The sequence below is a fragment of the Streptomyces thermocarboxydus genome, from assembly GCF_024760485.1.
In the GTDB taxonomy this organism is placed as follows: domain Bacteria; phylum Actinomycetota; class Actinomycetes; order Streptomycetales; family Streptomycetaceae; genus Streptomyces; species Streptomyces cellulosae.
Map to the genome: position 1 here is coordinate 3046908 of NZ_CP058273.1, position 15677 is coordinate 3062584.

Here is a 15677-nt window from a genome sequence, read left to right on the forward strand (position 1 = left end):
TGAACGACGGTCAGTAAGCCGAACGTTTTTGCCTGGTCTTGACCTGCCGTTTTCTTGTCGTGCTCCCGCCACAGCGCCCACGATGAGCGGGCACTTCGCACCCTTCCGTGTTCCTGCCCCGCTCAGGCGAAGTGCCAACCAGCTGAGCGGTGTTCACAAGGCGGACCCTGGAAGGGGGGACATGAACGGTCTCGACTGGGCGGTGCTCATCGGCTACTTCGCCGTGATGGTCGCCATCGGTGTCTGGTCGCACAAGCGGGTGGACAACGTCAGCGACTTCTTCACCGCCGGCGGCAAGATGCCCTGGTGGCTCTCCGGGATCTCCCACCACATGTCGGGCTACAGCGCGGTGATGTTCACCGGCTACGCCGGCATCGCCTACACGTACGGCGTTACCTCGTTCGTCACCTGGTCCTTCCCCATCGCCCTCGGCATCGCCATCGGGTCCAGGCTGTTCGCCCCGCGCATCAACCGGCTGCGCTCCCGGCTCCATGTGGCCTCGCCGCTGGAGTACCTGAAGAACCGCTACGACCTGCGCACCCAGCAGGCGCTGGCCTGGTCCGGGATGCTGCTGAAGATCGTGGACGTGGGCGCGAAGTGGGCGGCCATCGCCACCCTGCTGTCGGTGTTCACCGGGGTCTCGCTGAATCAGGGCATCCTCATCACCGGCGCGGTCACCGCCGTCTACTGCACCATCGGCGGGCTGTGGGCGGACGCGCTGACGGAGCTCGGGCAGTTCGTCATCCAGCTGCTCGCCGGCATCGCGATGTTCGTCGCGGTGGTGCTGGAGCTCGGCGACCACGGCGGCTTCCTCGGCGCGTGGGACGAGCCGGAGCTCCGGGGCCACGGGGAACCGCTGGTCGGGCCGTACGGCACGGTGTTCCTGCTGGCGTTCCTCTTCATCAAGCTGTTCGAGTACAACGGCGGGATGCTCAACCAGGCCCAGCGGTACATGGCCACCTCCGACGGGCGGCAGGCGGCGCGGTCCGCGCGGCTGTCGGCGGTGCTGTGGCTGGTCTGGCCGCTGGTGCTGTTCTTCCCGATGTGGATGTCGCCGCTGCTGGTCGAGTCGCAGAAGGCGGACGGGTCCGACTCCTACGCCCTGATGACCGAGCAACTGCTGCCGCACGGGCTGCTGGGGCTGGTCGTCGTCGGGTTCTTCTCCCACACGATGGCCATGTGCTCCTCCGACGCCAACGCGATCGCGGCGGTGTTCACACGGGACGTGGCGCCCGTGCTGTCCGCCCGGGCGCGGGCGTGGGGGGAGCGGTCGGGTCTGGTCGCGGCGCGGGTGACGACCGTGGTGTTCCTGGGGCTGTCCATGGCGGTGGCCACGCAGGTGGACTCGCCGACGTTCAAGGACATCATCACCGTGGTGATCAAGTGGGTGGCGGGGCTGATGGGGCCGATCGCGATTCCGATGATGCTGGGACTGCTGCGGCCGTTCCGGCGGTCCGGGCCGACCGCCGCGCTGGTCAGCTGGGGGCTGGGGCTGGTGGCGTTCTGGCTGGTGAACTACCCGGTCCACTGGGCCGTGGAGGGTGGGGTGCCGTTGGAGTACCAGGTGTCGATTCCGCTGGCCGTGTCGTTGGTGCTGTACGTGGTGGTCGGGTTCGTGAGGCCTGAGGACACGGAGGAGAGGGTCGCGGTCATCGAGCGGGTCAACTCCGACGGGGACGAAGGCGGGGCGGGGGTTGCCCTTCCCGCGCCTGCGGGGGAGGGCGGGGTGCCTGTGAAGGACTGAGGTTCCTTCGCCCCCTCCGCCCCTTCCCTTCCCGTCCCTCGGGGGCTTCGCCCCCGGACCCCCTTCGCGCAGTTCCCCGCGCCCCTTGGGCCTGTCCGGCGGATCAAGTCGGGGGAAAGGCGCAGCGTCTTGCAACCCAGGTGACCCCGCGTCCTCGGCGTGATCCGCCGGACAGGCCCTAAGCGCCTCGCGGATAGCGCGTCAGCCAGGCCGGGGAGGATGTGGCCGGGGTGTGGAGGGCGGGGCCCTGGGTCATTTCCATCGCGAAGTCGTCGGCCAGTTCCAGGATCGTGGGGCGGCCCTCCAGTTCGGCCAGCCAGGCCGGCGGGAGGGCCGTCTCGCCGTGCAGGGCCCCCAGCAGACCGCCCGTCAGCGCGCCCACCGCCGCGCTGGGGCCGCCGTGGTTCACGGCGAGGCACAGCCCGTGCCGTACGTCCTCCCCCACCAGCGCGCAGTAGACGGCAGCGGACAGCAGGCCCTCGGCGGTGGCGTTGCCGAGCAGTTCCGTGACCCGGTCCGGGCCGGGCATCCCCTGCCGTACCGCGCCCAGCGCCCGCTGGAGGGCGTCCGTCACCGGCTGGTGGCCCGGCCGCGCGGCCAGCAGCGCGAGCGTGCGCTGCACCGCCGCGTCCAGGCTGTCGCCCCGGGCCAGCGCGTGCACCACCACCGCGTACGCGCCCGCCGCGAGGTAGGCCACCGGATGGCCGTGGGTCTGCGCCGCGCACTCCACGGCGAGCTGCGCCACCAGCTGCGGGTCCCAGCCGACCAGCAGCCCGAACGGCGCCGAGCGTGCCGCCGCCTCCGGTCCCGCCTCGCCGGGGTTCTTGGGCGCGTCCAGCGTGCCCATCGTCGCGTCGCCCAGGCCGAGGAGCAGCGGGCGGGCCGGGTCGCGGCGGGCGTACAGCCACTCCTCCCGGGCCAGCCAGCCGTCCTCCTTGCGCCGCTCGTCCGGGCCCCAGTCGCGCTGCGTGGTCGCCCAGCGCAGATACGCCCGGTGCAGATCGGTCGGCGGGTGCCAGGCGCCGGTGTCGCGGCGCACCTGGGCGCGGATCAGGCCGTCCACGGTGAAGAGGGTGAGCTGGGTGTGGTGGGTGACCGCGCCGCGCCGGCCGTAGGCGGGGGCGAGGTCGGTCAGGCCTTCCGCGCCGTGGGTCCGGCGGATCGTGTCGAGGTCCAGGCCGTCCACGGGTGCGCCCAGCGCGTCGCCGACGGCCGCCCCGAGCAGCGTTCCGCGCACCCGGCTGCGGAAGTCCTGCTGCTCACGGCGCCCCCACACGGGCCCGGCAGTACCAGCCACCAAGACCTCCCCGGGACCGTCCGTACGTACGACGCCCTGCACTGTAATCGAACGGGGGTGGTGGGCTACGGGGCCGGATCGCCCTCCCGCGCGCTATACGGAGTGTGACCCGAGCGGCCGGAAGTGGCCTGTTTTCACCCGTCGCGGTCCTGTACGACCGCATCGCGCCGCTCGCGCGCCCAGGCGTAGGACGGGTTCAGCTCCAGGGCGCGGTCCAGGTCGGCGAGCGCCTGGTCGAGGTGGCCGAGGCGGTGGTGGGCGACGCCCCGGCTCGCGTACGCCGACGCGTACCCGGGGTCGAGGTCGAGGGCGCGGTCGTAGGCGTCGAGGGCCTCCCGGTCGCGGTCGGCGGCGCGGAGGGCGTCCCCGCGTTCGCAGTGGGCCCACGCGGAGTCGGGGTCGGCGGCGACGGCACGGTCCAGGGCGGAGAGGCGGCCCTCCGGGTCGCCCAGCTCCCGGGCCACGCGGGCGCGGCGGACCAGGGCCCAGCCGTAGTCGGGCTTGAGGGCGAGGGCCCGGTCGAGGGCGGTACGGGCGCCCTCCGGGTGGCGGAGGGCGAGGCGGGTGGCGCCGAGGGAGGCCCAGGCGTAGGCGTCGGCGGGGTCGAGAGCGGTGGCGCGTTCCAGGTCGGCGGCGGCTTCCGTGAGGAGTCCGACGGCGCGCAGGAATTCGCCGCGCAGGCCGAGGGTGCGGGGGTCGTCGGGGGTGAGGGCGAGGGCGCGGCCCAGCTCGGCGACGGCGGCCATGCGGTCGTGCCGCGCGGCGTGGGCGAGGGCGCGGTCGCGGTGGATGCGGGCGAGGAGGGGAGCGGGGAGGGTGATCCGGTCGGGGATCGTGCCGTACGCCGGCCAGGTCCGCGACCACGTCTGGGTCTGTGAAGGAGGCGCCCCGTACCCCGTGTCGCCGGCCGGTTCGGGAACGGGCCTCGTGTCGCCGCGCTGGTACACCGCGTCCGCCGGAACGGGTCCGGAGCCCGGCTGCGCCCACACCGGCCCGGAGCCCGGCGGCGCCGCCCCCGGCTGGGGCGGAGGGGCACCCGTCCAAGTGAGCACCGCGTCGAGGACTCCCTCCGTCCCGCCGGCGGCGAGGGCGCCCGCCAGTTGCTCACCCCACGCGACAGCGTCGGGCACAGTCGCATCTCGCCCCGCGTCCTCCAGCACCCGGATCCACCGTCCGGCGAGGGCCTCCCCTTGATCGCATGCCTCCACCAAGTCCTGCAGTGTGTCGGAGACCGCGGCGGCCTCGTCGGCGCACAGGCGGTGGTACAGCTCCCCCAGCCGCAGCTCGCACCAGGTCTCGTCGAGCCACAGCGTGCCCGTGTCCCGGCCGTCCTCCATCTGCTCGCGCCACAGGCGACAGGCGTATGCCAGTCTGCGGTGACCGTCGGTCCAGCTTCGCGGGGAGCGGCCGCGCTGAAGCCGCAGCATGGGGGGCGCGGACGATGTCGTGGTAGCGGAGCCGGCCGCCGAGGCGGTCGGCGAACGGCAGGGTCTCCACCCAGGCGTAGAGCTCCTCGGCGCGGTCCCGGTCGCAGTCGGCGGCGACCGCGAAGACGTCCACGTCGAGCAGCCGGGGCAGGGCGCCCGCGAGGGCGGCGGACCGGCGACCGGGGTCCTGCTCCCACTTCAGGAAGCGTTCGACGGCGGTGGCGCTCGGGTCGGTGACGTCCTCCGGCCCAGCCGGGCGGGTGCCGGCGATCGTGGACAGCAGCACCGGGAGGCCACCGGTGAGGCGCAGCGCCTCGGCGACGACGGGTTCGGCGGTGACGCCCCGCCCGGCGAGGAGTCCGCGCGCCTCCGCCTCGGTGAACGGCTGGAGCGGCAGGGAGGTCATGAAGTCGGCGAAGGTGCCCCAGCGGGCCGGGTCGGCGGGGTGCTGGCCGGCGGTGACGACGACGACCGTGTCGGGCAGGACGCCGTAGCGGTCGGTGGTGAGCAGGTCGTGCAGCCAGGCGTCGAGGAAGGGGCCGGTGCGCTCGTAGGTGTCGAGGAGGAGGACGAGCCAGGGGACGTCGGCGGCGACCGCGTCGAGTTCGTCCGCGAGGACGGGGGTGAGGACGCTCGCCGGGTCGAGGACCAGGCGGACGTCCTCGTGGCTGCGGAAGCGGGCGGCGAGGACGGTGCGCAGCCGGTCGGCACCGTGGGCGAGTTGCTCGGGGTCGAGGACGGCGGTGAACGGGGCGACGCCGGGGACGAGCCCGAGCCCGGCGAGTCCGGCGCGGGCGAGGGCCATGCCGCCCGCGGAGGGGGCGCCGTCCGGGGCGGGGTCGAGGGCGGCGAGGGCGGCGGTCTCGGCTTCGTGCCGCCGCTCACGGTGAGTCGCGAGCGTCCGCTCGAGATCCTTCAACCGGTGTCCCTGTAAGGCGAACTGACGGCTCACCGCCTCCAGCACCTCGGGCACGGACCCGGAGGTCTCGTCGACGTACGCCGTCAACGCCCCCTGTTCACGGGCGAGATGCTCGAACTCCTTGACCAGCCGGGTCTTCCCGACGCCCGCGGCGCCGTGCACATGGAAGAGGAAGCGGTGCCGCTCGTCGTCGGGCGAGGTGTCGAAGTTCCGCCGGAACAGCTCGCGTTCGGCACGGCGGGCGACGAGCCCGGCCCGCGTCCGCCGCCGCACCCGCTCCTGCAGAGAAACCCGCCCACGCGCCACCCGCACACCCCTTCCCCCGTGTCACGACAGCCTCATTGTGTCGCACGCCGATCCGACACCGCAGGGCGGCGACAGTCGGACTTCACTCTACGTGACCGTTCCCCTTGACTTCGGAATATGTTCCGAAGTACAACGGCGTCTGCGTTTCGCGACGAACGAGGCCGCGAAGGGGTGGGGCGAACTGGGCGCGGAGGCGCCGGGCAACGCGTGCCGCTGCTTCGAGGCCCTGCGCAGGGACCCGACGTCCCGCTCGGACCCGGATCGTCAGCACCGCCTGCGGGGCCGGCTGGCCACGGGGAACCTCGGGGGCCGGGACCATCCCCAGTGGGAGTACGAGGTCACGGCCGGCGGCCGGGTGCGCTACCTCGTCGACGAGGCGCGACGCACCGTGCACTTCGTCCACGCGTCGCCGCGGCACCCGAAGGACACCGAGTAGCCGGGACAGGTCGAACGGTCGGCTACTCCACCACGTACACCGTCGTCCCCGCCGTCCCGAACGTCCACAGGGCCTTGCCGTCCTGTTTGGCGACGCGGATGCCGCCCGTCTGGGCGCCCGGGTCGGGCGGTGGGGGTGAGGAGCCGTCGACCGCGTTGGAGAAGGCGACGAAGACGCCGGACTTCTGGGCGAAGTACATGATGTGCTCCACCGGGACGCCGTCGCTGCCGGTGGTGGCCTCGTTGCGGGTGCCGATCGCGTAGGAGCCGGGGTCCGGGGCGACCGTGCCGGGCCACACCGGGAAGGAGCGGCGGGCGGCGTCGCTGGCGTCGACCAGCCAGACGCGCTTCTGGCCGAGGGAGTAGACGATGCGGCGGCCGGTGCCGGAGTCGGCCGGGACCGCGGGCGCCGCCGGCTTCTTCGACGGGGCGGCGGACGGCTTGGGGTCCGCCGTCGCCGTGGCCGTCGGCCCGGTGGTCGCGGCGACGGGCGTGGTGCCCTGGTCCGCCTGGACGCCCAGGACCACCACCACGGCTATCGCGCCCGTGGTCAGCCCGGTCACCCAGGCCCACGAAGGAAGACGGGCAGACACCGGTACGCACTCCTCAGCAACCGAAAGCGGGTCGGATCATCCTACTGCCCACCGGTACCGGCTCCGGCGTCAGTCGAGGACCGGCAGCAGTTCCGGCAGGTGGCCGTCCGACGTCTCCGCCGCGCGCCGCCGCTCCTCGGGGACCTCGCCGTACAGGGTCGTACGCGGCTTCGCCGGGCGGTCCGCCGCGTCCGCGACCGCGATGAGGTCCTTGACCGACTTGTAGGAGCCGTAGGAGGAGCCCGCCATGCGGGAGATGGTCTCCTCCATGAGGGTCCCGCCCAGGTCGTTGGCGCCGGAGCGCAGCATCTCCGCCGCGCCCTCCGCGCCCAGTTTGACCCAGCTCGTCTGGATGTTGGGGATCCACGGGTGGAGCAGCAGGCGGGCCATCGCCGTGACCGCGCGGTTGTCGCGGACCGTCGGGCCCGGGCGGGCGATGCCGGCCAGGTAGACGGGGGCGTTGGTGTGGACGAAGGGCAGCGTCACGAACTCGGTGAAGCCGCCGGTGCGCTGCTGGATGCCGGCCAGGGTGCGGAGGTGGCCGAGCCAGTGGCGCGGCTGGTCGACGTGGCCGTACATCATCGTGGACGAGGAGCGGATGCCCAGTTCGTGCGCCGTCGTGATGACCTCGATCCACGTCGCCGCCGGCAGCTTGCCCTTGGTGAGGATCCAGCGGACCTCGTCGTCGAGGATCTCCGCCGCCGTGCCGGGGATGGTGTCCAGGCCCGCTTCCTTCGCCGCCGTCAGCCACTCGCGGACGGACATGCCGGTGCGGGTCGCGCCGTTCACCACCTCCATCGGGGAGAAGGCGTGGACGTGCATGCCGGGGACGCGTTCCTTCACGGCGCGCGCGATGTCGAAGTAGGCGGTGCCGGGCAGGTCGGGGTGGATGCCGCCCTGCATGCACACCTCCACCGCGCCGACGTCCCACGCCTGCGCGGCACGGTCCGCGACCTGCTCCAGGGAGAGCGTGTACGCGTCGGCGTCGGTGCGGCGCTGCGCGAAGGCGCAGAAGCGGCAGCCGGTGTAGCAGACGTTGGTGAAGTTGATGTTGCGGGTGACGATGTACGTCACGTCGTCCCCGACCGCCGACTTCCGCACGTCGTCCGCGATGCGGCACAGCGCGTCCAGGGCGGGCCCGTCCGCGTGGAACAGCGCCAGCGCCTCCGCGTCCGTCAGCTTCGTCGGGTCGTCGGCCGCCGTGCGCAGCGCCTCGCGCACGTCGGTGTCGATCCGCTCCGGGACCATGCCGGGCGCGGCGGCCTCGCGCAGCGCGTCCCAGTCGCCGTACACCTCGTCGAAGTCCGCGCGGCGGTCGCCGGTGCGGCCCTCGGTGTCGATGGTGCGGTGCAGATCGGTGCGGCCGGTGGCGGTGAACGCCTCGTCCGGCTCCTGCCAGGGCAGGCCCTTCGGGAGGGCGTCGGGGCGCGCCAGACCCGTCTCCGGGTCGGCGAGCGCGGCGACGTGCGGGCGCAGCCGCGGGTCCAGCCAGGGCTCGCCGCGCCGCACGAACTCCGGGTACACACAGAGGCGTTCTTGCAGCTCGAAGCCGGCCGCGCGGGACTGCTCGGCCAGTTCCTCGATCTGCGGCCAGGGCCGCTCGGGGTTGACGTGGTCGATGGTGAGCGGGGAGATTCCGCCCCAGTCGTCGATGCCGGCGGCGATCAGCCGCCCGTACTCGGCGTCGACCAGGTTCGGCGGAGCCTGGAGACAGGCGGTGGGGCCGAGGACCAGACGGGCGACGGCGACGGTGGCGACCAGCTCGTCCAGCTCCGCGTCCGGCATGCCGCGCATCGCCGTGTCCGGCTTGGCGCGGAAGTTCTGGATGATCAGTTCCTGGATGCCGTGGTGCGCGCGGGAGACCTTCCGCAGGGCGAAGAGGGACTCCGCGCGCTCCTCGTACGTCTCCCCGATGCCGATGAGGACGCCCGAGGTGAAGGGGACCGAGGAGCGGCCGGCGTCCTCCAGGACCCGCAGCCGTACCGCCGGTTCCTTGTCGGGGGAGCCGTGGTGCGGGCCGCCGGGCTCCGACCACAGGCGGGTCGCCGTCGTCTCCAGCATCATGCCCATCGACGGCGCCACCGGCTTGAGGCGCTGGAAGTCGGTCCAGGACAGCACGCCCGGGTTGAGGTGCGGGAGGAGGCCGGTCTCCTCCAGGATGCGGATGGAGATGGCGCGGACGTAGGCGAGGGTGTCGTCGTAGCCGTGCGCGTCGAGCCACTCGCGGGCCTCGGGCCAGCGGTCCTCGGGCTTGTCGCCGAGGGTGATGAGGGCTTCCTTGCAGCCGAGCGCGGCGCCCTTGCGGGCGATGTCCAGCACCTCGTCCGGCGACATGAACATCCCGTGCCCGGCCCGCCGCAGCTTGCCGGGCACGGTGACGAACGTGCAGTAGTGGCACTTGTCCCGGCACAGCCGCGTCAGCGGGATGAACACGCTCTTGGAGTAGGTGATGACGCCGGGCCGCCCCGCCGCCTCCAGGCCCGCGTCACGGACCCGGGCGGCGGAGGCGGAGAGGTCCGTCAGATGCTCACCGCGGGCCTGGAGCAGGACCGCGGCCTCGGAGACGTCCAGGGAGACGCCGTCGCGGGCGCGCCTGAGCGCGCGGCGCAGACTGTTCTCGGTCGGGCCGCCGGTTCCGGACGTCGCGGAAGTCGTCATTCTCTGAGCATACGTTCGGCGTGATCAGGACCCGGGAGCGGTGACGAACGGCTGGAGGGCGTCCAGCGCCCGCAGCACCTCCGTCTCCCCCGCCGGCGGCAGCTGCGCGACGACCTCCTCGACGCCCAGCTCCGCGAAGTGGTCCAGCTTGCCCGCGCTGGGACGGACCGCGTACGGGACGACCTGGAGGGCGGCCGGGTCACGGCCGGCGTCGGCCCAGGCGGCGCGCAGCGCGGGCAGCGCCTCGGTCAGTCCGCGCCCGCCGATCGGCAGCCAGCCGTCGGCGTACGCGCAGATGTCGGCGAACAGCTTCGGTCCCGCCGCGCCGCCGACGAGGGTGCGGGGGCCGCTCACCGGGCCGCGCGGCTTCTGCACCGGCTTGGGGTAGGCGACGCTCGCCCGGACGCTCGCGAACTCGCCGTCGTAGGCGGTCGGTTCGTCGGCCCAGAGGGCGCGCATCAGGCCCATCCGTTCGCGGACGAGGGCGCGCCGGGTGCGCCACTCCACGCCGTGGTCGGCGGCCTCCTCCACGTTCCAGCCGAAACCGACGCCCAGGGTGAACCGGCCGCCGGAGAGGTGGTCCAGGGTCGCGATCTGCTTGGCCAGGTCGATCGGGTCGTGCTGCGCGGCGAGCGTGATGCCGGTGCCGAGCCCGAGCCGCTCGGTGACGGCCGCGGCCTGCCCGAGCGCGACGAAGGGGTCGAGGGTGCGGCCGTACTCGCGGGGCAGCTCGCCGCCCGCCGGGTAGGGGCTGGTGCGCTCGACGGGGATGTGCGTGTGCTCCGGCAGGTACAGCCCGGCGAAGCCCCGCTGCTCCAGCTCCCGGGCCAGCCGGACCGGGGTGATCGTCTCGTCGGTGAGGAAGATCGTGACGGCGATGCGCATGGGCGGCCTTTCGTACGCGGACGACGCCCCATGCATACCCGCCCGCTCCCCTCCTGTCCATACCGACCGGTCGGCATCACACCGCGCCCGGCCCGCGGAATCACAGGCGGCCCGATCCACGGACCCGTCCCGAAATCCGTCGATTCCCTTCCCTTCCACGGCAGTTCACCGCTCAATACAAAGGTCGCACCGCACCACCCCTGCATCACCCAGCCCTGTCCTCACCGACACCCGGGAGCAGCAGCATGTGCGAGGAGCATCAGGCCGGCGTCGGACGGCGTGCCGTCTTCCTGACGGGCGCCGCCGCCGCGCTTACGTTGGGAAGCGTGAGCTTCGCCTCCGCGGCCGAGGGCGGCCGCAGCCAGACCAGGACCGTGAAGGGCACCCTCGACCCGGGCGCCCCCGACTTCGTGTACGTCCCCGTCGAAGTACCGCACGGCGTACGGGAGATCAGGGTCGCGTACACCTACGACAGACCCCAGGTCCCGTCCGGCACCGCGGGCAACGCCCTGGACATCGGCGTCTTCGACGAGCGCGGCACCGGCCTGGGCGGCGAGGGCTTCCGCGGCTGGTCGGGCGGGGCGCGCACCGAGTTCTTCGTGCGCGCCGACGAGGCCACCCCCGGCTACATCCCGGGCCGGGTGCGCGCGGGCACCTGGCACATCGCGCTGGGCCCGTACACGGTCGCCCCGCAGGGTCTGTCGTACGAGATCACGGTGACGCTGACGTTCGGCGAGCCGGGCCGGACGCCCCGGCCGGTGTATCCGCCGGAGCGGGCCAAGGGGCGGGGGCGGGCCTGGTACCGGGGCGACTGCCATCTGCACTCCTGGCACTCCGACGGCCGCCGCACCCCCGGGGAGATCGCCGCGCTCGCCCGCGCGGCCGGACTCGATTTCATCAACTCCAGCGAGCACAACACCCCTTCCGCGCACGCCCACTGGGCCGAGGCGGCCGGGGACGACCTGCTGGTGCTGCTCGGCGAGGAGGTCACCACCCGCAACGGGCACGTGGTGGCGCTCGGCACCGACCCCGGCACGTTCGTCGACTGGCGCTACCGGGCCCGCGACAACCGCTTCGGCCGGTTCGCCCGGCAGATCCGCCGCGCGGGCGGCCTGGTCGTGCCCGCCCACCCGCACGCCACCTGCATCGGCTGCAACTGGAAGTTCGGCTTCGGCGAGGCGGACGCGGTGGAGGTGTGGAACGGCCCGTGGACGCCCGACGACGAGGTGGCGCTGGCCGACTGGGACGGCATGCTGGTCGCGTCCGTGCGGGAAGGACGCGACTGGATTCCCGCCATGGGCGGCAGCGACGCGCACCGCGACCCGGACGTCGTGGGCCTGCCGCAGACCGTCGTCCTCGCCGACGACCTCTCCCGCCGCGCGATCCAGGACGGCATCCGCGCGGGCCGCTGCTACGTCGCCGAGTCCGCGGCCGTCTCCCTCGCCCTGACCGCGTCAGGGCCGCGCGGCGAACACGCGGGCATCGGCGAACGGCTGCGGGTGGCGGACGACTCGCCCGTCACCGTCCGCGCCGAGGTCACCGGCGCCCCCGGCTGCACCGTCCGTCTCGTCACCGACCAAGGAGTGCTGCACACCTCCGCGCCGCTGCCGGCGAGCGGCGAGGGCGCCGTGGAGTGGCGGACCACCCCGGCGTACGCCGCGTACGTGCGCGCGGAGGTGCGGCACGAGGCCACCCTGCCTCCGCTGCCGGGAAGCTTGGCCGCTTTCACCAACCCCGTCTTCCTCGGCCGCCGGTAGGCTCGGCGCCACGATGACTTCTCGCGCCGAACGCAAGTACCGCGTCGCCACGGCCTTCCAGCGCCGCGTCGGGAACCCCCTGCTGCGCCGGATGCCGTTCCAGACCCTCCTGGAGACCACCGGCCGCGTGTCGGGCCTGCCCCGCACCACACCGGTGGGCGGGCGGCGCGCCGGAGATGCCTTCTGGCTGGTGTCGGAATTCGGCGAACGCTCGCAGTACGTGCGGAACATCAAGGCGGACCCCCGGGTGCGGGTGCGCATCCGGGGCCGCTGGCACACCGGCACCGCCCACCTGATGCCCGAGGACGACCCCGTCGCCCGGCTGCGCTCGCTCCCCCGCCTCAACAGCGCCGCCGTCCGGGCCGTCGGAGCCGAACTGCTCACCGTACGGGTGGATCTGGACGGATGAGGTCGCACATGTGTGGAGTCCGTGGCGGCCCGCCGCTCCCCGTGTGATCGGTGTCTCGCACGGCTGACTCATGCGTCAGGAGAAGGCAAACTGGCGTAGTTGCTCGGAATGCATAGGGGGACTGCATGGACGGTGTGCCGCGAGGACCCGAGCAGCGGGGTCCCGGCTCCTCCCCGGAGCCGGTGGCGCTGCGGTTCGGCGTGCTGGGTCCGGTGCGCGCCTGGCGTGGCGACGTGCCGGTCGCCACGGGCAGTCCGCAGCAACGTGCCCTGCTGGCCGCCCTGTTGCTGCGCGAGGGCCGTACCGCGACGGCCGCCGAGCTGATCGACGCCCTGTGGGGCGAGGAACCGCCCTCCCAGGCACTGGCCGCGGTACGCACGTACGCGTCCCGGCTGCGGAAGGTGCTGGACCCGGGCGTCCTGGTCAGCGAGTCGGGCGGCTACGCCGTGCGCGGGCTCGGCGAGGGCGCGCTGGACCTCGGGGCCGCGCAGGAGCTGGCGGCGGAGGCGGAGAAGGCCCGCAACACCGGCGACCTGTGCCACGCCCGCGACCTGCTCAACCGGGCGCTGGCGCTGTGGGACGGCGAGACGCTGGCCGGGGTGCCCGGCCCGTACGCGGAGGCGCAGCGCGTGCGCCTGGAGGAGTGGCGGCTCCAACTCCTCGAGACACGGCTGGACATGGACCTGGAGCAGGGCTGCCACGCGGAGGCCGTGTCCGAGCTGACCGCGCTGACCGCCGCCCACCCGCTGCGGGAGCGGCTGCGCGAGCTGCTGATGCTGGCGCTGTACCGCAGCGGCCGCCAGGCGGAGGCGCTCGCCGTGTACGCCGACACCCGGCGGCTGCTCGCCGACGAGCTGGGCGTCGACCCGCGCCCGGACCTGAGCGAGCTGCAGCAGCGCATCCTGGAGGCCGACCCGGCCCTCGCGGAACCGCCCGCCCGGCTGCCCGCCTCGGAACCCGTCCCCGTGCGTCCGGCACAACTCCCGGCGACCGTCCCGGACTTCACGGGCCGGGCGGCGTTCGTACGGGAGCTGGGCGAGGTCCTGGCGTCCGCGACCGGCGAGCAGGCGCAGGTGATGGCGGTGTCGGCGCTGGCCGGCATCGGCGGCGTCGGCAAGACCACCCTCGCCGTGCACATGGCGCACGCGGCCCGGGACGCGTTCCCCGACGGGCAGCTCTACGTCGACCTCCAGGGCGCCGGCGCGCGCGCCGCGGAGCCGGAGACGGTCCTCGGCTCCTTCCTGCGCGCCCTCGGCACCGCCGACTCGGCGATCCCGGACTCCCTGGAGGAGCGGGCGGCGCTGTACCGCTCGGTGCTGGACGGCCGCCGCGTGCTGGTGCTGCTGGACAACGCGCGCGACGCGGCCCAGGTACGGCCGCTGCTGCCGGGCACGGCGGGCTGCGCGGCGCTGGTGACGTCCCGGGTGCGGATGGTGGACCTGGCCGGGGCGCACCTGGTGGACCTGGACGTGATGTCGCCGGAGGAGGCGCTGGCGCTCTTCACGAAGATCGTCGGCGAGGAGCGGGTGCGCTCCGAGCGGGAGGCCGCCCTGGACGTGGTGGCCGCCTGCGGCTTCCTGCCGCTGGCCATCCGTATCGCCGCGTCCCGGCTGGCCTCCCGCCGCACCTGGACGGTGTCGTTCCTCGCGGCGAAGCTCGGCGACGAGCGCCGCCGCCTCGACGAACTCCAGGCGGGCGACCTGGCCGTCGCGGCCACCTTCGAGCTGGGCTACGGCGCGCTGGACGCGGCGCAGGCCCGCGCGTTCCGGCTGCTGGGCCTGGCCGACGGCCCGGACATCTCGGTGGCCGCCGCCTCCGCCCTGCTGGACCTGGACGCGGACGCGACGGAGGACCTGCTGGAGTCCCTCGTCGACACGTCCCTGCTGGAGTCGGCGGCGCCCGGCCGCTACCGCTTCCACGATCTCGTCCGGCTCTACGCGCGTGCGTGCGCCGAGCGGGACGAGCAGCCGCCGTCCGAGCGGGAGGCCGCACGGTCGCGGCTGCTCGACTACTACCTGGCCACGGCGGTGCGCGTGTACGGCATCGAGCGGCCGGGCGACCGGACCGTGGCGCACCTGGAGAAGGGCCGGTTCGAGGGCGAGGAGTTCGGCGGCGCGGCGCAGGCGCTGGACTGGCTGCACAGCGAGGCGGGGCCGCTGCTGGCCTGCGTGCAGCAGTCGCTGTCCGGGGCGATGGTGCGCCGGGCCGTGGACCTGCTGGTCGCCGCCATCGACCTCGCCGAGTCCGGGGCGGACTCCCGCCAGTACAGCAAGACCGCGCGGGCCGCGTGCGAGGCGGCGGCCGCCCTCGGGGACGCCCGCGCCGAGGTGCGGGCCCGGGTCACCGTCGCCCAGGTGCTCAGCCAGGCGGGCCGGTTCGAGGCCGCCGAGGAGGAGGCGAGGCGGGCGGACGCGCTGCTGGCGGAGGCGGACGACCCGTGGGCGAACGGCACCGCCCCCAACCAGCTCGGCATCATCGCCCTGTGCACCGCCCGGTACGCGGACGCCGAGGGGTACTTCCTGCGCGCGATCGACGCCTTCCGCGCCGACGGCAACCGGCCCGGAGAGGCCAGCGCCGTCTGCAACCTCTCCCGCACCCTCGCCTCCATCGGCCGCAGCAACGAGGCCGTCGAACTGGCCCGGCGGGGCGTGGAGATCTACGACGAGCTGGGCATGTCGATGCGGCTGGCCAACGCCCGGTACGCGTCCGGGATCGTGCTCAGCCAGGCGGGCCGCCCCTCGGAGGCGCTGGCCCAGCTCGACGAGGCGCTGTGCATCTTCGCGGAGAACCGCCAGTCGCTGTGGGAGGGCACGACCCACTACCGCATCGCCGAGGTGCACCTGCGTGCCGGACGCCCGGCACGCGCCGCCCGGCACGCCGAACAGGCCCTGGCGATGGGTTGCATCGGCGGCGACTGGATGCGGGCCAACGCCCTCACGCTGCTCGGCCGGGCGCTGCACACCCTCGACCAGGGCGACCGGGCGCGCGCCTGCTGGCGCGAGGCGCTGACCCTGTACGACGAGACGGGCTCCGCCGAGGCCGTGCAGGTGCGCCGGCTGCTCGCTCCGCTGTCGGCGGCCTGAGGGGGCCGAGGGGGCCGAGGACGGTCCCGCGGCAGGCGTTCATCGAACGTTTATGGCGGGCTGCCACTCTCATGGAACGGATGCGTCGCGTCGGGGGGCAGGCGGATCCGAGGGGCTCATCTCTACTCTGAGACCCGCTGGAACGCCCGTTCGGCGGCCCTCGG

Annotated in this window: 9 protein-coding genes and 1 pseudogene; 5 read left to right on the forward strand and 5 right to left on the reverse strand. The window is 73.8% G+C overall.

All coding sequences use genetic code 11. The features are described from left to right. Positions 1-181 precede the first annotated feature (181 nt). Positions 182-1744 (forward strand): sodium:solute symporter family protein, encoded by a 1563-nt coding sequence (locus AY578_RS13940; RefSeq protein WP_136239634.1) that lies wholly within the window; start codon positions 182-184, stop codon positions 1742-1744. Between the two features lie 178 nt (positions 1745-1922). Here AY578_RS13940 and AY578_RS13945 read toward each other — a convergent pair whose 3' ends face one another. Beyond that, complete coding sequence (locus AY578_RS13945; protein WP_258902416.1) at positions 1923-3041, reverse strand: ADP-ribosylglycohydrolase family protein; 1119 nt, start codon at positions 3039-3041, stop codon at positions 1923-1925. A gap of 134 nt (positions 3042-3175) precedes the next feature. After that, positions 3176-5660 (reverse strand): annotated as a pseudogene (locus AY578_RS34080) (tetratricopeptide repeat protein). Positions 5661-5784: 124 nt separating this feature from the next. On the opposite strand from AY578_RS34080, the gene AY578_RS13960 reads away from it, so the two are divergent. Beyond that, positions 5785-6129 carry a hypothetical protein gene (locus AY578_RS13960; protein WP_258902420.1) on the forward strand — a complete coding sequence of 115 codons (345 nt, stop codon included), beginning with the start codon at positions 5785-5787 and terminating at the stop codon, positions 6127-6129. Positions 6130-6151: 22 nt separating this feature from the next. Here the strand turns inward: AY578_RS13960 and AY578_RS13965 are convergent, their stop codons facing one another. The 3 genes from AY578_RS13965 to AY578_RS13975 form a co-directional block, all read right to left on the reverse strand. Further along, a complete protein-coding gene (locus AY578_RS13965) occupies positions 6152-6721 on the reverse strand; it encodes a hypothetical protein (RefSeq protein WP_258902421.1) in 570 nt (189 codons plus the stop codon). 69 nt (positions 6722-6790) lie between these two features. After that, positions 6791-9379 (reverse strand): bifunctional FO biosynthesis protein CofGH, encoded by a 2589-nt coding sequence (locus AY578_RS13970; protein WP_258902422.1) that lies wholly within the window; start codon positions 9377-9379, stop codon positions 6791-6793. Positions 9380-9403: 24 nt separating this feature from the next. After that, on the reverse strand, positions 9404-10264 hold the full coding sequence (locus tag AY578_RS13975) for an LLM class F420-dependent oxidoreductase (RefSeq protein WP_215189064.1): 861 nt from the start codon (positions 10262-10264) through the stop codon (positions 9404-9406). Between the two features lie 245 nt (positions 10265-10509). On the opposite strand from AY578_RS13975, the gene AY578_RS13980 reads away from it, so the two are divergent. From AY578_RS13980 to afsR, 3 genes are all read left to right on the forward strand, one after another. Continuing rightward, complete coding sequence (locus AY578_RS13980; RefSeq protein ID WP_161231253.1) at positions 10510-12021, forward strand: CehA/McbA family metallohydrolase; 1512 nt, start codon at positions 10510-10512, stop codon at positions 12019-12021. Between the two features lie 13 nt (positions 12022-12034). Continuing rightward, positions 12035-12430 (forward strand): nitroreductase/quinone reductase family protein, encoded by a 396-nt coding sequence (locus tag AY578_RS13985; protein ID WP_136239912.1) that lies wholly within the window; start codon positions 12035-12037, stop codon positions 12428-12430. Between the two features lie 125 nt (positions 12431-12555). Next, complete coding sequence (afsR, locus tag AY578_RS13990) at positions 12556-15513, forward strand: SARP-family global regulator AfsR (protein ID WP_258902425.1); 2958 nt, start codon at positions 12556-12558, stop codon at positions 15511-15513. Positions 15514-15677 lie beyond the last annotated feature (164 nt).

Bases quoted from the DNA above. Each gene is read 5' to 3' on its own strand.
- AY578_RS13970 (WP_258902422.1), bottom strand. From the start codon at position 9,379: ATGACGACTTCCGCGACGTCCGGAACCGGCGGCCCGACCGAGAACAGT.
- AY578_RS13985 (WP_136239912.1), top strand. From the start codon at position 12,035: ATGACTTCTCGCGCCGAACGCAAGTACCGCGTCGCCACGGCCTTCCAG.
- AY578_RS13940 (WP_136239634.1), top strand. From the start codon at position 182: ATGAACGGTCTCGACTGGGCGGTGCTCATCGGCTACTTCGCCGTGATG.
- AY578_RS13975 (WP_215189064.1), bottom strand. From the start codon at position 10,264: ATGCGCATCGCCGTCACGATCTTCCTCACCGACGAGACGATCACCCCG.
- AY578_RS13980 (WP_161231253.1), top strand. From the start codon at position 10,510: ATGTGCGAGGAGCATCAGGCCGGCGTCGGACGGCGTGCCGTCTTCCTG.
- afsR (WP_258902425.1), top strand. From the start codon at position 12,556: ATGGACGGTGTGCCGCGAGGACCCGAGCAGCGGGGTCCCGGCTCCTCC.